This window comes from Exiguobacterium sp. KJ 601 (genome assembly GCF_027161185.1).
GTDB classification, from domain to species: Bacteria; Bacillota; Bacilli; order Exiguobacteriales; family Exiguobacteriaceae; genus Exiguobacterium; species Exiguobacterium profundum.
In genome coordinates, this window is sequence record NZ_JADHZG010000005.1 from 6333 (window position 1) to 21353 (window position 15021).

17 protein-coding genes are annotated in these 15021 nt (G+C 50.3%); 12 read left to right on the forward strand and 5 right to left on the reverse strand.

The features are described from left to right. Together IRJ25_RS13740 and IRJ25_RS13745 are read left to right on the forward strand one after the other, a co-directional pair. The coding region (locus IRJ25_RS13740) for a Kae1-like domain-containing protein (protein ID WP_331283393.1) at positions 1 to 501 on the forward strand (501 nt) is incomplete at its 5' end. 14 nt (positions 502 to 515) lie between these two features. After that, complete coding sequence (locus IRJ25_RS13745) at positions 516 to 1082, forward strand: hypothetical protein (RefSeq protein WP_074034830.1); 567 nt, start codon at positions 516 to 518, stop codon at positions 1080 to 1082. Positions 1083 to 1091: 9 nt separating this feature from the next. Here IRJ25_RS13745 and IRJ25_RS13750 read toward each other — a convergent pair whose 3' ends face one another. The 3 genes from IRJ25_RS13750 to IRJ25_RS13760 form a co-directional block, all read right to left on the reverse strand. After that, positions 1092 to 1565 carry a flavodoxin gene (locus IRJ25_RS13750; protein ID WP_074034828.1) on the reverse strand — a complete coding sequence of 158 codons (474 nt, stop codon included), beginning with the start codon at positions 1563 to 1565 and terminating at the stop codon, positions 1092 to 1094. A gap of 104 nt (positions 1566 to 1669) precedes the next feature. Beyond that, entirely contained in the window at positions 1670 to 2077 is a 408-nt protein-coding gene (locus IRJ25_RS13755) for a hypothetical protein (protein ID WP_215244425.1), read from the reverse strand. Further along, on the reverse strand, positions 2074 to 3975 hold the full coding sequence (locus IRJ25_RS13760) for an ABC-F family ATP-binding cassette domain-containing protein (RefSeq protein WP_074034823.1): 1902 nt from the start codon (positions 3973 to 3975) through the stop codon (positions 2074 to 2076). Before IRJ25_RS13760 ends, IRJ25_RS13755 begins: the two co-directional genes overlap by 4 nt. 150 nt (positions 3976 to 4125) lie before the next feature. Between IRJ25_RS13760 and IRJ25_RS13765 the strand changes: the two genes are divergently transcribed. The 7 genes from IRJ25_RS13765 to IRJ25_RS13795 all read left to right on the forward strand — a co-directional run bounded on the left by IRJ25_RS13765 (position 4126) and on the right by IRJ25_RS13795 (position 10786). Further along, positions 4126 to 4782 (forward strand): redox-sensing transcriptional repressor Rex, encoded by a 657-nt coding sequence (locus IRJ25_RS13765; RefSeq protein WP_015880579.1) that lies wholly within the window; start codon positions 4126 to 4128, stop codon positions 4780 to 4782. After that, the gene (tatA, locus tag IRJ25_RS13770) at positions 4782 to 5000 is read left to right on the forward strand and encodes a twin-arginine translocase TatA/TatE family subunit (protein WP_034770678.1); all 219 of its coding nucleotides are present in this window, start codon (positions 4782 to 4784) and stop codon (positions 4998 to 5000) included. Before IRJ25_RS13765 ends, tatA begins: the two co-directional genes overlap by 1 nt. A 3-nt stretch (positions 5001 to 5003) precedes the next feature. Further along, the gene (gene tatC, locus IRJ25_RS13775; RefSeq protein ID WP_074034821.1) at positions 5004 to 5792 is read left to right on the forward strand and encodes a twin-arginine translocase subunit TatC; all 789 of its coding nucleotides are present in this window, start codon (positions 5004 to 5006) and stop codon (positions 5790 to 5792) included. Positions 5793 to 5936: 144 nt separating this feature from the next. After that, on the forward strand, positions 5937 to 8585 hold the full coding sequence (locus IRJ25_RS13780; RefSeq protein ID WP_269318518.1) for a hypothetical protein: 2649 nt from the start codon (positions 5937 to 5939) through the stop codon (positions 8583 to 8585). Positions 8586 to 8690: 105 nt separating this feature from the next. Then, a complete protein-coding gene (locus tag IRJ25_RS13785; protein ID WP_143404743.1) occupies positions 8691 to 8969 on the forward strand; it encodes a hypothetical protein in 279 nt (92 codons plus the stop codon). Between the two features lie 5 nt (positions 8970 to 8974). Further along, on the forward strand, positions 8975 to 9268 hold the full coding sequence (locus IRJ25_RS13790; RefSeq protein WP_269318519.1) for a hypothetical protein: 294 nt from the start codon (positions 8975 to 8977) through the stop codon (positions 9266 to 9268). Between the two features lie 171 nt (positions 9269 to 9439). Then, complete coding sequence (locus IRJ25_RS13795) at positions 9440 to 10786, forward strand: FAD-dependent oxidoreductase (RefSeq protein ID WP_269318520.1); 1347 nt, start codon at positions 9440 to 9442, stop codon at positions 10784 to 10786. 36 nt (positions 10787 to 10822) lie between these two features. Here IRJ25_RS13795 and IRJ25_RS13800 read toward each other — a convergent pair whose 3' ends face one another. Then, a complete protein-coding gene (locus tag IRJ25_RS13800) occupies positions 10823 to 11005 on the reverse strand; it encodes a PspC domain-containing protein (RefSeq protein ID WP_074032578.1) in 183 nt (60 codons plus the stop codon). 84 nt (positions 11006 to 11089) lie between these two features. Next, positions 11090 to 12022 (reverse strand): ABC transporter substrate-binding protein, encoded by a 933-nt coding sequence (locus tag IRJ25_RS13805; RefSeq protein ID WP_269318522.1) that lies wholly within the window; start codon positions 12020 to 12022, stop codon positions 11090 to 11092. 121 nt (positions 12023 to 12143) lie between these two features. On the opposite strand from IRJ25_RS13805, the gene IRJ25_RS13810 reads away from it, so the two are divergent. Genes IRJ25_RS13810 through IRJ25_RS13820 form a run of 3 tightly spaced genes read left to right on the forward strand, consistent with a single transcriptional unit; the run spans position 12144 to position 14970 of the window. Then, on the forward strand, positions 12144 to 13124 hold the full coding sequence (locus tag IRJ25_RS13810) for a FecCD family ABC transporter permease (RefSeq protein WP_269318523.1): 981 nt from the start codon (positions 12144 to 12146) through the stop codon (positions 13122 to 13124). Continuing rightward, positions 13121 to 14167 (forward strand): FecCD family ABC transporter permease, encoded by a 1047-nt coding sequence (locus IRJ25_RS13815; RefSeq protein ID WP_074034812.1) that lies wholly within the window; start codon positions 13121 to 13123, stop codon positions 14165 to 14167. Before IRJ25_RS13810 ends, IRJ25_RS13815 begins: the two co-directional genes overlap by 4 nt. Next, positions 14164 to 14970, forward strand: coding sequence for an ABC transporter ATP-binding protein (locus tag IRJ25_RS13820; RefSeq protein ID WP_074034811.1), 807 nt, complete (start codon positions 14164 to 14166; stop codon positions 14968 to 14970). Before IRJ25_RS13815 ends, IRJ25_RS13820 begins: the two co-directional genes overlap by 4 nt. The last annotated feature ends 51 nt before the right edge of the window (positions 14971 to 15021 follow it).

The following is a 15021-nucleotide window of genomic DNA, read 5'->3' on the forward strand; positions in this document are numbered from 1 at the left end:
CTCAGTCTCCCATATCCGGGAGGTCCTGCGATTGACCGCCTGGCAGCGGTCGGGGAAGACACGTACAACTTTCCACGCGTTCGTCTCGAACCGGGTAGCTTCGACTTCAGTTTCAGTGGCTTGAAGTCATCGGTCATCAACGCCGTACACAATGCGGAACAACGGGGAGAGACGGTCATCCCTGAAAACTTGGCGGCGAGCTTCCAGGCGAGTGTCGTCGAAGTGCTCGTCGAGAAAGCGATTCGTGCCGTGAAGGAAAAAGGGGCGAAGCAACTGCTTGTCGCGGGTGGTGTCGCGGCGAACCGTGGCCTCCGCGCAGCACTTCAGGAAGCTGCTACAGCTGAAGGAATTCAACTCGTCATTCCACCGCTTGACCTGTGTGGGGACAATGCGGGCATGATCGGGGTGGCGGCACATCACGCGTATGTGCGCGGTAAGCGCGATACACTAGCGATGAACGCGGTTCCTGGGTTATCCTTAGAAGAGAGCATGACAGTCTAGGGGGAAATAGAGACATGACGAAACGCATCATCATCGGAGGGCTCATCGTACTACTCGTCGTTGCGACGTTCTTACAAGTACGTGAGATTATCCGCGCTTACAATATCGCCTATCAAGAGGAGATTGTTCCAGAAGAGACACGAGTGAAGTCACTCACTGGAGAAGAGGCATTAGAAGGTATCGGTCGCGTGACCGGAGAGAATACGCTCATCAAGTCACTATATGGCTACACAAGTGTCGTCGACCAAGAGCCGGAGCGTGTGATCGTCGTCGATCGCAATCTCGGGGTACAACCAAAAGCGAGCGATGCTTATTATGAAATCGAGCGGGGTCGCGAGGCAACAGAAGAAGAAGCGGCGAAGTTTGATGATTTGATTGAGGAGCTCGACGAACAGCAACTGTTCGCACAAGTCATTTCGACGCATGAAGCACGCTATGTGACGAATGGCGAAAAGCCGATGACGTTCTATAAAGTGTTCACACGTGACGTCGACACGAACGAGGCTGTCTTCTTTATCGCTGAAGACGGGACGAAGCTCGACTTCCATACAATCGGATTCCAACCACTACGTTACTTCTAACAAAAAGGTTCAGCCACGAGGCTGAACCTTTTTGAGTGCTTCAAGTTGTTGAAGGAATGTATGGGCGAACGCGAGACATGCTTCCTTTTTTTCATCCGTATCCGGGTCGAATTCAATCTTGAGCGCAGGAACAAGAACGTGTCCACCGGCAGTTTGAAAGGCTTGCTCGACGGTATCGACGGCTGCACAATACTTGGGATAATCCGTGTCCCCTGAACCGAAGGCGGCACACGGCAAACCGTTTAGCGACGATTCTTCCAAATCATATACGAAATCCTCGGCCTCATACGGAACATCTCCGTCTCCCCACGTGTACGTACCGAGTATGACTGCATCATATTCGGCGAATTGCTCGATACGTAAGGATTCCAAATCGTCAGATATCGATACATCGTGTCCTGCGTCCTGCCATGTATGTCGAATCAGATTCGCGATGTCTTCCGTATTGCCAGACATGCTCACGTACCCAATCAATAGTTTCATTGTCATCACCTCAACAACAGGCTAATTGAAAATGATTATCAATTTCAATGATAACGTTGATTGTACAAACAAAACCACGTCTTCAAACAGAAGACGTGGTTTTGTTATGCTTTTGGTTGTCGATAATTCTCTCGATGCCACGTATTGATACGACTCACGATGAACACGAGAAGGGCGAGGATCCACATGAAGAGCGTCTCTTCATAGAAGTGGGCCCACACCGATCCAGGCGCATAAAACGTGTGAACGGTCACATCGACCGGCCAGACGACGACACGGATGAAGAGCGTGCTCATGAGCAGACCACTGAAGAGACTGAGTAGTATCCCTGGCCACGTCTGAATGATGAAGCCGATGACGACCGGTAAAAAGTAAAAGAGAATAGACGGGACAATCGTCGGCTCCCCACGGATGAGTTCAGACACGAACTCGGTCCCGGTCGGCACGATATAGGCCAGTCCTGTGAGGAACGCTTGAATGAACTCGATTCGCATGGCACGGGTACGCATCATGTATGGAGTTCCTCCCATTCCGCATAAAGTGCGGTAATCGATTCTTTCGCAGCGTCCGATTCGGTCGACAACTCCTGTGCACGGGCGAAGTCGTTGAAGACGTCCGGCTCACAAAGCAACTGTTCGATCTCATCAAGACGATTCTCATGTTGCTCAATCGCTTGCTCAATCTCTTCGATGCGCTGTTTGATGCGGCGCTCTTCTCGCTGTTGTTCCTTATCGGCGCGTTGTTTTTTCACGACGACCTGCTTCGTCTCCTCACGGGCGAGTCGCGCCAGTTCCTCGAGTTCTTCTTTCTTCTCGACGTAGTACGAATAGTCTCCGAGATACTCGTCGATGCCGTTCGGTGTGATCTCTAGCACACGCGTCGCGAGTCGATCGATGAAGTAGCGGTCATGCGAGACGAAGAGAATCGTGCCCGGATAGTCGAGGAGGGCATTCTCCAAAATCATCTTCGAGTCGAGGTCCAAGTGGTTCGTCGGCTCGTCCAGGATCAGGAGGTTCGGTTGCTCGAGCTTCAGCTTGGCCAAGGTGAGTCGTGCCCGTTCGCCACCGGATAGTTCATGAACACGCTTCATGACGTCATCGCCACTGAAGAGGAACTGTCCGAGCAGACTCCGAACTTCTTGCTCGCGCATGAGCGGCCAGTCGTTCCAAATCTCGTCGATGACACGGTTCGCGTCAGACAAGTTTTGTTGCTCCTGGTCGTAGTAGCCGATTTCGACGCCCGTCCCGTAACGGATCTCACCGGTGAGGGCGGCTTGTTGTTTCGTCAACACTTTGAGGAGGGTCGACTTCCCGACCCCGTTCGGACCGACGAGCGCGACGGACTCCCCGCGTTGCAGTTGGAAACGGAGATTTTGAGCGATTGCTTCCTCGTATCCGATGGCGAGGTCACTCGCGCTCAATACATCGTTCCCGCTCTGGCGTTTGATAGAGAACGAGAGGACGGCACTGCGTTCGTCACCATCCGGAGCATCGAGTCGGTCGACTTTCTCGAGACGTTTCCGCACGCTTTGTGCACGTTTCGTCGTCGTCGCCCGGGCGATGTTTCGTTGGATGAAGTCCTGCATCTTGGCAATCTCTTCTTGCTGCGACTCGAACTGCTTCTTCTCTTGTTCGTAGAGGGCCGCCTTCTGCTCGAGATACTTCGTATAGTTCCCGACGAAGCGGCGGCTCCGATGACGTGACAACTCATAGACGACCGAAACGACGCGGTCGAGGAAGTAGCGATCGTGGGAGACGATGAGGACGGCACCTTTATAGCCGCTCAAGTACTTCTCTAGCCAGGCGAGCGTCTCGATGTCCAAATGGTTCGTCGGCTCGTCCAAGATGAGCAGGTCGGGACTTTGAAGGAGCATCTTCGCCAAGGCGAGACGTGTCCGTTGTCCCCCGGAGAGTGTGTCGATTCGACGCTCGAAGTCGTCCGGATAGAAGCGCATCCCGTGAAGGACCGAGCGGATGGTCGCTTCATATTGGTAACCGCCACGCTCTTTGAACGTATGTTGCTCTTCATCGTAAGAGGAGAGGAGGCGTTCGTACGCAGCGGCGTCGTTTAGAATCCGTTCGGAGCCCATGTCAGCCTCCATGCGACGGAGCGTCTTCTCTTGCTCGATCAAGTCCGTGAAGACGGTGAGCATCTCATTCCAGATCGTCTCGTCGGATTCTAACCCTGAGTCTTGGGCGAGATAGCCGATCGTGACGTCTTTTGGCTTCATGATGTCCCCGGAGTCATAGTTGTATTCACCAGCGATGACTTTCAAAAGCGTCGACTTTCCGGCCCCGTTACGACCGACAAGGGCGACGCGTTCGCCTTCCTGGATTTCGAGTTTGACATTTTCTAAAATCGGCTCGACGCCGAAGGATTTGGATAAGTTGTTGACTTGCAGTAGGATCAAGTGAAAAAACCCCTTTCTCTCTATTTAGTATACTGTATTTTTCAGCGATTTTAGGTATATTCGTTGAGTGGTCATGTGAATTCGTTTACAATCAAGGTGTATGAAATTCAGATTCGTTTGTAACGTGTCGTAAAAAGGAGGCTCTTTCCGTTGAGTCAAAACGAACCAAAGATTCCACAAGCGACAGCCAAACGGTTGCCACTATACTATCGATTTATTCAAAGCCTGCATGCTTCAGGGAAACAACGTGTCTCTTCAGCAGAACTGAGTGAGGCGGTCAAGGTCGATTCGGCTACGATTCGCCGTGATTTCTCGTACTTCGGTGCGCTCGGTAAAAAGGGATATGGCTATAACGTGCAGTATCTGTTAGACTTTTTCCGAAAGACACTGAATCAAGACGAGATTACGAATGTCGCCTTGGTCGGAGTCGGTCACCTTGGGACGGCATTCGTCAACTATAACTTCCTTAAAAACAATAACACACATATCGTCGTCGGGTTCGACGCAGACGAGACAAAAGTCGGCACGACGATGTCAGGCGTCCCAATTCATCACGTCGATGAGATGGAACAAATCATGAAGCAAAACAAGATCGACGTCGCTATTTTGACGGTACCTTCTGCTTATGCGCAGTCCGTCGCAGACGACTTGGTGCGTTTCGGCATCAAGGGCATCTTGAACTTCACACCGGCACGACTCACTGTACCGGATACGGTTCGCGTCCATCATATCGATTTGTCGATTGAGCTGCAGTCACTCATTTACTTTATGCAACACTATCCAACCGCTGAGGGGGTCCATCAATAATGGAATTACTAGCATCATCACTCGTCGTCGGGATTCCGGGTGGGGCGAGTCTATTCATCATCGCCATCATCGCGCTTATCATCTTCGGACCGAAGAAATTGCCAGAGTTTGGTCGCGCGGCCGGACAAACGCTTCGTGAGTTCAAAAATGCAACGAACGGCATGATGAACGAGCACGACGAGAACGACAAGAAAGCTATCGAAAAGAAAGAGCAGTAAGCCATGAATCATCAACCTGATCAAGAGCGGGAACTCACCGATCACTTGACAGAGCTGCGGAGACGACTGATGCTATCTGCATTTGTCGTCTTTGCCTTCTTTTTGATGGCTTTGCCGAGTGTCAAATATGTACTCGCGTATTTGCAAAAAGACCTCGTCGAACGCGGGCTCGAACTGAACGCCTTTGGGGTCGCGGACCCGCTCATGATTTACTTGAACTTGGCGCTCATCATCGGTCTGATCGCGGCGAGCCCATTTCTACTGTATCAAGTGTGGGCGTTTGTCGCACCCGGTCTGCATCCGAATGAGCGGAAAGGCACACTTGCCTATATCCCGATCATCTTCGGACTGTTCTTGATCGGTCTTGCGTTCGCCTACTACTGGTTGTTCCCGCTCGTCCTTGATATCTCGACGGACCTCGGGCAAGACCTCGGACTCGAACAAATCATCGGGGCCAACAATTACTTCACGTTCTTGTTGCAGCTGACAATTCCGTTCGGTCTATTGTTCCAACTGCCGGTCGTCATGATGTTCTTGACCCGAATCGGTGTCGTGACCCCGTACTTCTTATCAAAGATTCGAAAGTACGCATACTTCGCCCTATTCGTGATCGCGGCATTCATCACACCGCCGGATTTGACGTCGCACCTCATGGTGTCGTTACCACTCTTCTTCCTATACGAAATCAGTTTATCGATTTCACGCATCACCTACAAAGGGGTGCTGCGCCGGGAAAAAGAGGCGATGGTGCAAGAACAGATGGATATAATGAAACAGATGAATGAAAAGTGAGCACTGCGTCAAATTATGACGCGGTGCTTTTTTGAATATTAGGGCTATGCATTTTTGAGAAAACATCTTAAAATTAGAAGGGATTCAACAAAAATGGATGTTTTTTGAAAACTTATGTATACATAAACAGAAATGAGGAAGCAGATGAACAAGTGGTTATGGAGTACGCTCGTCGTACTCATATTGTTGATTGGACCAAAAATGGATGCCTTTGCAGAAGGAGCGGCAAAAGCGGACGTTCTGCCAACGGGAAGTGTTGTATCAAACAGTGAATATGTATGGCGATCGGGCGACCCAGAGACGATTGTGCATATGCGCACAGGAAAAGTGTATACACTTCCCGTCCGCGTGTCGGTTGAACACAATATCGTTGGACTCGGAGACGGTCGCGTCATTTTAGATGCATATGGCGAGGTCATCATTTGGGATCCGATTAACGATGCGATGACGTCATTCCCGAATGATTCGAGTAGTGGTCTCGATTATCTTCATGCTGTGAATCAGGATTTAGAAATGATTCTTTGGAAAGGACATACGACGTATTCTGTCACTTCATTGACGGGTGAGATTCTCGGAACGTTTAATACGGAAAGTATATACGAATCGTACGACCTTCTTGCTGACGGCACGGTCCTAGTCTTCGCAAACGGTGAAATCACGAAACGAGCCATCACGGGAGAAACGCTTGAAACGCTTGGAACATATACGGACAAGGTACGATCTGCCCAATATATCGAAGAAGCGAATCAATTAGTGGTCAAGATGTCCACCGACTCACATCTCCGAATTTTTGATTTGACCACGAAACGTTGGATTGAAAAAGAGGCGGAATCTGTCACGAATCTCCTGTGGAAAGACGGGATTTACTACTTCACGATGCGGAAAGTGTTTGATACGTATTACGTGAGTTACAATGTTGCCACTGGAGAATGGAAAGAATCATCGGTGGATGATACGTTTGTTAATCTAAGAGGAGATTGGTATGTGCTATCCCATGATGTGACGGCAGGGTATACGCCGGAGTCATTTTGGAAAGCGCCACGACAACTGTTGATCGATGTACCGAAAACAACGACACGATATGAAGTGAACCAATCCTATCAAGTGAACGGAACCGCTAAACTGATTGATGGAACATCCATTCCTGTCAGTGGGACAGAATTGTCGGCAACGTATCGATATTCTGAGAAGAAACCTTTTGTTTGGGAACAAGGTAAGTTGACGATGAACACGAATGGCGGATATTCTTTTGAATTTAGATGGAACGGGTTAGAACGAACAGAAGACTTTGTAGCATCTAACTATGTTCCGCTCACACTCGATCCGCCAACAGGTGTTTTGGGACCCATCACAGGAACAACGGCACCGAACACCCCAGTATTCGTCAGTGTGACGAAAAGCACCTCTCAGTACACCGACTCACTAGATTCATTGGTCAACTATCAGTCGAAAACGGTTCAGTCAGACGAGATGGGACGCTTCACTTGGCAACCGACGCGCTGGTTCGCACCAGGATCGCGTGTGACCGTAAAAATCGGAAGCCCATCAAGTGTATATGCCAATCCAATTGAACTGGTGACGGTAAAAGAAAGTGAAGATACTTTACCGAACGACATCACGCTTGTAACGAACTCTGTAAAATCAGGTGTGACATTACAGACCACGCCACAGGCTACCGTTGACATCGTTGCCCGTAGCGAACGCGGTTATGAAGCCTGGAGTGAGCAAGTAAATGAGGATGGGATGCTTCAAATCAAATCATTTTCTCACATGTGGTTTGGTGTTGGGACAAAAATATACTATAAGTTACAGGATGCACCTGCCTCACAGTTCCGTCTTGCGGAAGTGAAGGCGACGTATGATGCACCTATCTTCACTTGGACGCGGACACCATTGATGTACGATAAATCGATTGATGTAACGTCTAGCACAAATGAAGCATATGAAGTTTATCGGAATGACATCCTTGTGACAAAGACGAGTTCGATGCCTTATACGTTCGATACGCCATTACGCGAAGGCGATGTGATTCGTGTCAAACGCACGTATCGCGATGCCACTTACGAATTGACGAAGACGGTTCGCGCGTTCGCACCTGTTTTGAGTGTCACGGACGTCATGATGACGAAGACACAGGCGACACTCTCGATTAAAAAGACAAGTGTGGCCCCGGTTCGTTTTTACGTAAATAGTGTGGCCGTTTCACCAAAACGGTTATCAACGACACGGTACACCATCCCGGCGAAACCGGGTGACACGATTCGTGTCCGTGCCTCTGTCGGATCAAAATCCCGTGAAGTCACAGTGGAATTGCCAAAGACCTCGCTGTCCACGCTATCCATCAACGACGAAAAGTCGTTATGGGTCGGGTATGTACTACCGAACAGTACGGTGACACTAAAGAGCGGTACGAAGACAATCGCCAGTGGAACGGCAAGCAGTACAGGCCGTGTGACGCTACGATTCAGTCGACAACCGGTTGGAAGTGTCGTGACGTTGACGAGTCAGCAAGGGACGTATCGTCACATTCAGAAAAAGACCGTGACGGTCGGACCGGCTCCGACATTGTCATCGACCATTCCTTCAAGTGCGTCGAAGACATTGCGTGCGACGTCAAACGTGGCTTACGGTACACTCACGCTGATGCGTGGGACGACCGTTCTCGCAGAGAAAGAAGTAAAAACGACTTCGACGATTCTCAGTTTTTCACCGCAACGAAAAGGGACGCAGCTCACGCTTCGTCTCGTGACACCGAAAGGTCGAAGCGTAACGAAGACGTTCACCGTTCGATGAGTACTCGGACCATTCGCATGAGCGGGTGGTCTTTTTACTTTCAACATACCTGTGAGCCCTTCACTCATGTTAATATGGAAAAAAGAGGGATTTGAGGTGTGGGTCATGTGGTGGCAATGGTACGGATTTGAGACAATCATGATGTTGATCTTTGCAGGGATATCCATTGGGACTGGAAGACATCTGTTCCTGTCAAAAACGGATAAGGTTCTCACGATTTCGTTTGTGAGTATGGTCATTGGTTTTTGTATGATGCTCGTCGGAGTGGGATACATAAGAGGATTTGATGGAATGGGTTGGTTCGTATACGGTTTGCTCCTATACGGTGGAAGTCTCCTTGTCTACTTGACGTTCACTATTTTTCGTTTGAAACGGGAGGAGTAAAGAGAATGAGTGATTTGACCTTTTTGATGTTGTTGTTTCTTGGATTGACACTAGGAGTGGTGCTATCCATCTATCACGTGATGCGGCAGAAAAGAAGACGGTCCGTGTTACTCCTGATCGGTACATTACTGGTTGTAAGTGGCTATGTACTTGTGATTGGCAATCTGGCATTTGGATACGGATGGGGAGCATTGTGGTGGGCGGTCCTCGGGCTCGCTATGAACGTCTTCGGTTTGATCGTGCATCTATTTGTAATAATCTATCATCTATTATTGAAAAAGCGGCGAGTCCGGTCATGAGAATGAGCGGATTTTTTCTGTTCAAACTTTAGACACTTTTACGTGAAAAAGTGAGCAAAGTCATTGATTCTTATATTGTGAAATAGTACACTAAGGTCAAGAAGTAAATGTGATGTTTATCACAATATAAAACGAAACGTATTGTTTAACATAAAAGGAGAGACGACTCATATGAAAATCGCAGTCATCGGATGTACACACGCAGGAACAGCAGCAGTCAAAGGATTACTCGCCAAGCACGACAATCTCGATATCACCGTTTACGAGCGGAACGATAACGTTAGCTTCCTCTCGTGTGGGATTGCGCTCCACGTTGGTGGTGTCGTCCAACGTGCGGAAGAGTTATTCTACTCGTCACCACGTGAACTTGAAGAACTCGGTGCGACGATGCGCATGAAACATGACGTCTTGTCGATCGACTCCGAAGCGAAGACGGTCCACGCTAAAAATCTTGAGACCGGTGAAGACGTGCATGACACGTATGACCGCTTGATCGTCACGACGGGTTCATGGCCGATCGTCCCGACGCTCCCGGGGATCGAAATGAATGGAATCGAGCTCTGTAAAAACTACGCGCACGCCCAACGCATCATCGAGCGGGCGACAGACGCGACGAAGATTGCCGTCATCGGGGCTGGCTATATCGGGGTCGAGCTCGTCGAAGCGTTCGAAGCATACGGAAAACATGTCACGTTTATCGATAGTGCCGACCGCATCTTGAACAAGTATCTCGACAAGTCGTTCACGGATCAATTGGAAGCGGATATGACAAGTCGCGGAATCGACCTCGAACTCGGTCAGACGGTCGAGGCATTCCGTGGAACGAGCGGAAATGTCACACATGTCGTAACAGACAAAGGTGAATTCGAAGCGGATCTCGTCATTCTCTGTGTCGGATTCCGTCCGAACACGGGACTCTTAGAAGGACAGGTCGATATGCTCGGGAATGGTGCCATCATCGTCGATGAATATATGCGTACGAGCAACCCAGATATCTTTGCAGCAGGGGACAGCTGTGCCGTCTACTATAACCCGGCGCGTACACACGCCTATATCCCACTTGCGACGAACGCTGTCCGCATGGGAACACTCGTCGCGGAGAACATGATGCAACCACGCGTCCGCTACCAAGGGACACAAGGAACGTCGGGACTTCGACTCTATGACTGGAATATCGCGTCATCTGGTTTGACGGAAGAAGCGGCAGCACTCTTCGGAGTCGAAGTGGAGAGTGTCGTCATCGAGGACGCGTATCGTCCGGAGTTCATGCCGACCGCAGAGAAAGTCGAATTCAAACTCGTCTATGAAAAAGGGACACATCGTATTGTCGGTGGACAAGTGTTATCGAAAGCGGATTTGACGCAAGCGGTCAACACGCTCTCCCTCGCCATTCAAAACGAGATGACGATTGAAGAGCTCGCCTATGTCGACTTCTTCTTCCAACCGCACTACAACAAGCCATGGCACTTCCTGAACAGCGGAGCGCTTGAAGCGATGAAAGACAAAGTGAATGCCTAACAAAAAAACGCGGAAGCTGCATGGCTTCTGCGTTTTTTATAGATAACGTGGCGCATCTTTCATGGAATTCGTCAAAATCATATAAAGCAGGAAACTCCCAGGTAGAATCAAGAAGATGAGTCGAACTCCTATTGAAGAAATACCAAAGTATTCAGCAATTCCACCACATACTCCTGACAGAGAGCGGTCCGTCGCCGACTTTCGAAGTGTTCGTTGCATAGTAAAGCTCCTTATGAGTTGATATGTAAATTTTACCATATGAGTGTATGAAAAAGCGCATCAATTTAATTGATGCGCTACTGTTTATTTCAAGATGTCGACGAGTTCATCGAGCACTTGGTTGGCAGACAAGACGCCACCAGACGTGTTCCAGATGTCATCACTGACTTCTGTCACTTCCCCTGCTTTGACAGCATCGAGGTCTTTCCACAACTGATTCGATTGCCATTCTTCGGCTGTCTTCGACCCGTCTGCCCCACCATATGTGAAGTAGACGATGTGGTCGCCCGCCATCTCTGGGATTCGTTCCATCGCGACTGGCTCAGCGAATTCCGCTTTGTCTTGTGACGCTGGACGTTTGATGCCGACATCATTAAGGATGACGCCGGAGAAGCTGTCATTGAAGTAGATGCGTGACTCGCCAGGAAGGAAGCGGACGACCGAGAGTTCTTTATTCACGGCGTCTCCGAGTTCCGCTTTCGTATCTTCGACGTGCTGTTCGTAGTCGGCCAACGCTTGATTGCCTTCCTCTTCTAGGTTGAGTGCGTTCGCATAAAGGGTGAAGTTCTCTTGCCAATCACCTTTGAGCGTCTCTGACATGACCGTCGGTGCGATGGCGTTTAATTTGTCATAGATGTTCTCTTGACGAAGTTTCGTTCCGATGATGAGATCGGGTTTCAATTTTGCGATGGCCTCTAGATTGACTTCGCTTTCTGTCCCGACTTCCGTGACGTCTGTCATCTCGGACTCAATGTGCGGGTACCACGGGTCGCCGTTCCATGATTTGACGGCTCCGACTGGTTTGACGCCGAGGGCGAGAAGGGCTTCTGTCCCTTCGTTCGTCAAGACGACGACGCGTTCCGGGTTTTCAGGTACGTCCGCCGTCCCCGTCGCGTGCTCAATCGAGCGAGTCGCCGTTTCTGAACTTGTATCGTTCTCTGTATCGTCAGACCCGCCGCAAGCAGCGAGGACGACGGTTAAGCAAAGCGTAAGTAACGCGAGCATCCACTTTTTCATTACCATTCTCCTCTATGTAGGTGATTTTCCTTCCTGACTATAAGTGATAATGATTCTCACTGTCAACCCCTTTTTATGGAACGCAATATTTGCTATGGTAGGAAAGGAAAGAAGTGAGGACATGAAAAAACCTTGGATCAAATTACTTTTCTTGATCATCTGTTTACCTATCTTAAGTTATATCTCCTTGCGCGTCGGTGTGATTGCGGTCAGCCATCAAGATGTGATGACGTTCCAAGCGGACGGGTCATCTCAAGCGATGATTGCGTTAGCCGACAATCGCATCCCACGGACGGTCGTCGCGCTACTCGTCGGTAGTGTCCTAGGTCTCGCCGGGCTCATTTTTCAACTCGTGACCCGCAACCCGCTCGCATCTCCTGATATTTTGGCGGTAAACGCCGGAGCGAGTCTGGCCATCGTGCTCGTGACGCTTTTTGGGTTCAGTAGTATCGCCTCGTTCACAACAGCCTCGCTCATCGGAGCGTTTATTGCCGGCGTGATTGTCTATCTACTGAGTGCGAACGGAGGGAACGTCATGTATATGACGCTTGCCGGGGCGTCGCTTGCCGCTCTATTCAGTTCCTTCACCCAGTCGATCATCGCGTATGAGGAAGGCGCGCTCGATGAGGTGCTGTTCTGGCTGACCGGGTCGGTCGCCGGACGATCGCTCACGCTCGTCGAGACGTTGTTGCCATGGATGGCGGCGGCGGTCATTCTCGTTCTCTTGCTCAGTAAAGAGTTAGAGACGTTATCGCTCGGAGACCAGGTCGCCCGTTCACTCGGACAAAATGTCGGCATCATCAAGTTCGTCGCTGTGACGCTCGCCGTAGTGCTCTCCGCATTCGGGGTGGCACTTGCCGGACCAATCGCATTTGTTGGTCTGCTCGCTCCCCATTTGGCGAAATATCTGTTCGGGACGGCCTTTTTCGCTCGTCTCGCCGGAAGTGCCCTCATCGGTAGCGTCCTGTTGCTTGCGGCGGATATTCTGGGACGTATCATCCTGTTCCCACGCGAAGTGACCGTTGGGGTCGTACTCGCCGTCATCGGTGGGGCATTCTTCATCTATCTCGTCAGTGTCAGACAAGGAGTCTTTAAATCATGAAAACATATCGCTTTCGAAAAGGTCCTGTCTCGTTCACGCTCCGGAAGCGTGAAATCGAGTTGGCGCTTCTACTTGTCGTTGGATTGCTCGTGTCGATTTATTTCGGGCTCGCCATCGGTGACACATTCCTTAGTCCCGCCTCACTCGCTGCCCTGTTCATCGGAGCAGGGGATGCATTCGAGCAGCTCGTCGTCTTCGAGTTTCGGATGCCACGTGTGTTGATGGCAATCACTGCCGGCGCAAGTCTCGCCGTCAGCGGTCACTTGTTACAACTGACAATCAAAAACGAACTGGCATCCCCGGAGATTTTCGGGATTGTCGGAGGTGCAGGGGTTGCGACGGCTACGTTCTTCACCGTTTTCTCGGATGAGCGAACGAATCAGCTGTCAGTGCCGCTCGCCTATATCCCAATCGCTTCGTTCCTTGGGGCGATTGTTGTCGGGATGTTCCTCTTCTATTTGTTGAAACGTGGAGTCCCACCTGTCCGGCTAGCACTTGTTGGGATCGGAATCAGCATCTTCTCGCAAGGGATCGTTCAGTTCATGATGCTCGCCTCGAACGTTTACCGAAAGAATGATATCCAACAATGGCTCACCGGTACAGTCTACGCCGCGACGTGGAATCAATTGAAGATTATGGTGCCATTCGTCCTTCTCTTTTTGCTGGCAGCCTTCTTGATTGAACGTCATGTTCGTCCGCTTCATATCAGTGAAGCGACAGCGACGAGCATCGGCGTACCGGTACGCGGGATTCAGCGTGGGACGTTGTTGCTTTCCTGTTTACTCGCCGGAATCGGTGTCGCCTTTGTCGGTGCAATCGGTTTTGTTGGGTTGATGGCACCTCATATCGCTCGACAAGGGTTGAAGCTCCCTTACATTTGGGCGACGCTGCTTGTAGGGGCGACGATTGTCGTGTTGGCGGACGTACTCGCTCGGACGATTTTTTATCCGTATGAACTACGGACCGGCGTGATGACAGCCGTCATTGGAGCACCGTATTTCTTCTACTTACTTCGACGGATGATGAAAGGAAGCATGAGATGAACACATTTGATTTGAACCACGTAACCATCGGATACGAACAGAAGACGGTGCTCGATCAATTATCCTTCTCCATCCCACATGGGAAAATCACCGTCCTTCTCGGCGCGAACGGCTGCGGGAAGTCAACGCTCCTCTCGACGCTTGCGAGACAGCGAGATGCACTGGGCGGAGAAATCGCATTTCGGAACAAACCGCTCGATTCGTATCGGGCGAAAGAGGCGGCTCGACTTATGGCATTCATGCCACAAGTGAACGTGGCACCGGATGGATTGACCGTCGAACAACTCGTCCGATTCGGGCGTTATCCGTACCAGACGTTCTTCAAACGATATTCGGAAGACGATGAACGGGCCGTCGAGCGGGCACTCGCCTTCACCGATACGGTATCGCTCCGTGACACGCTCGTCAGCAACCTTTCCGGAGGACAAAAGCAACGGGTATGGATCGCGTTGGCACTCGCTCAAGAATCGGAGACGATTTTGCTCGATGAACCGACGACATATTTGGACATGTCGCACCAAATCGAAATTTTAGATTTGATGTATCGATTGAATCGATTGGAAGGAAAGACCATCATCATGGTACTTCACGATCTTCACTTGGCCTGTCGCTATGCCGATCATGTCATCGCATTAGCTGGCGGTAACGTGTATCGCGAAGGAAGTCCGAACGATGTCGTCGATGAGACGTTCATGAAAGACGTATTCGGTCTCAAAGTCGTGGTGACCGAGGATCCGCTATACGGGACACCGCTCTGTGTACCGTATTCGCACTATGAGTTGAATGAAAAACGACCGACCTGAACCTAGTCTGCGGACTAGGTTTTTTTACGGAAAAGCAGGGAAAAAGAGTAG

What these genes read in the sequence shown, in the direction of transcription:
- IRJ25_RS13745 (WP_074034830.1), top strand. Translation starts at nt 516, where the DNA reads ATGACGAAACGCATCATCATCGGAGGGCTCATCGTACTACTCGTCGTT.
- IRJ25_RS13750 (WP_074034828.1), bottom strand. Translation starts at nt 1,565, where the DNA reads ATGAAACTATTGATTGGGTACGTGAGCATGTCTGGCAATACGGAAGAC.
- IRJ25_RS13755 (WP_215244425.1), bottom strand. Translation starts at nt 2,077, where the DNA reads ATGATGCGTACCCGTGCCATGCGAATCGAGTTCATTCAAGCGTTCCTC.
- tatA (WP_034770678.1), top strand. Translation starts at nt 4,782, where the DNA reads ATGGAATTACTAGCATCATCACTCGTCGTCGGGATTCCGGGTGGGGCG.
- tatC (WP_074034821.1), top strand. Translation starts at nt 5,004, where the DNA reads ATGAATCATCAACCTGATCAAGAGCGGGAACTCACCGATCACTTGACA.
- IRJ25_RS13780 (WP_269318518.1), top strand. Translation starts at nt 5,937, where the DNA reads ATGAACAAGTGGTTATGGAGTACGCTCGTCGTACTCATATTGTTGATT.
- IRJ25_RS13785 (WP_143404743.1), top strand. Translation starts at nt 8,691, where the DNA reads ATGTGGTGGCAATGGTACGGATTTGAGACAATCATGATGTTGATCTTT.
- IRJ25_RS13790 (WP_269318519.1), top strand. Translation starts at nt 8,975, where the DNA reads ATGAGTGATTTGACCTTTTTGATGTTGTTGTTTCTTGGATTGACACTA.
- IRJ25_RS13795 (WP_269318520.1), top strand. Translation starts at nt 9,440, where the DNA reads ATGAAAATCGCAGTCATCGGATGTACACACGCAGGAACAGCAGCAGTC.
- IRJ25_RS13800 (WP_074032578.1), bottom strand. Translation starts at nt 11,005, where the DNA reads ATGCAACGAACACTTCGAAAGTCGGCGACGGACCGCTCTCTGTCAGGA.
- IRJ25_RS13805 (WP_269318522.1), bottom strand. Translation starts at nt 12,022, where the DNA reads ATGAAAAAGTGGATGCTCGCGTTACTTACGCTTTGCTTAACCGTCGTC.
- IRJ25_RS13810 (WP_269318523.1), top strand. Translation starts at nt 12,144, where the DNA reads ATGAAAAAACCTTGGATCAAATTACTTTTCTTGATCATCTGTTTACCT.
- IRJ25_RS13815 (WP_074034812.1), top strand. Translation starts at nt 13,121, where the DNA reads ATGAAAACATATCGCTTTCGAAAAGGTCCTGTCTCGTTCACGCTCCGG.
- IRJ25_RS13820 (WP_074034811.1), top strand. Translation starts at nt 14,164, where the DNA reads ATGAACACATTTGATTTGAACCACGTAACCATCGGATACGAACAGAAG.